This window comes from Nesterenkonia halobia, from assembly GCF_039536005.1.
Taxonomy (GTDB): domain Bacteria; phylum Actinomycetota; class Actinomycetes; order Actinomycetales; family Micrococcaceae; genus Nesterenkonia; species Nesterenkonia halobia.
Map to the genome: position 1 here is coordinate 1 of NZ_BAAAYG010000019.1, position 866 is coordinate 866.

Here is an 866-nt window from a genome sequence, read left to right on the forward strand (position 1 = left end):
GATGGTCTACACCACCCGCCTGGCCGGCGGCGCCGGCGGAACCTCCGGCCAGCCCAACGGCTTCGAGCACCTGCTGGCCGACCTGGGCATCGTCCAGAAGAACGGCCAGCCCCATCACCCCACCACCCAGGGCAAAGTCGAGCGCTTCCACCCGACGCTGAAGCTGCGACTGGACGCGCAGCCGCCGGCGGCCACGCTCGCCGAACTCGACGACCAGCTGGCCGCCTTCCGCACGATCTACAACACCACGCGTCCGCACCGGGGCCTGGGCCGGCGGACCCCGGCCAGCGTCTATCACGCCCGACCACCGGCAACACCTGCCCTGACCTTGGGCGATCACCGCTGGAGGACCCGCTACGACATCGTCGGGGCCAACGGCACGATCTCACTGCGCTATGCAGACTGCATGCGACACCTGGCCATCGGGCGCTCCTACAGCCGCAGGCGGGTGCTGGTGCTCATCCACCACGACCAGACCATGGTCATCGACAGGACCACCGGCGAGATCATCGCCGAGCACCGTCTCGACCCAGCACGCAGCTACCAGCCCAAGACCAGGTGAACGATGTCTCGCCACACCCCCGCGCCCCGACATAGGAAAAGTGCCGGGACACCGGATGAACGATGTCCCGGCACTTCACATGGTGCCCCCGGCAGGATTCGAACCTGCGCCACCCGCTTTAGGAGTTCGATCCAGTCTCCGGGCTGACCAGGTGCCAACATAGAACGTGCAGGTCAGGCGTGTTGACCCCGTTGGTGTGCGCCGGGCGAATCCGGGACTAACCGGAGTTCCTGCGTACGGGTCTGCTGAAGGTTCGGTTGACTTCCTGACTGCTCGAGCGAGCAGAGAGGATAGTCACTATGCC

Annotated in this window: 1 protein-coding gene; it reads left to right on the top strand. The window is 66.4% G+C overall.

Features of this window, described 5'->3' with window-relative positions; translation table 11 throughout:
* A partial coding sequence (locus tag ABD652_RS13905) for an integrase core domain-containing protein (protein ID WP_344722422.1) occupies positions 1-562 on the top strand: 562 nt, incomplete at its 5' end.
* Positions 563-866 lie beyond the last annotated feature (304 nt).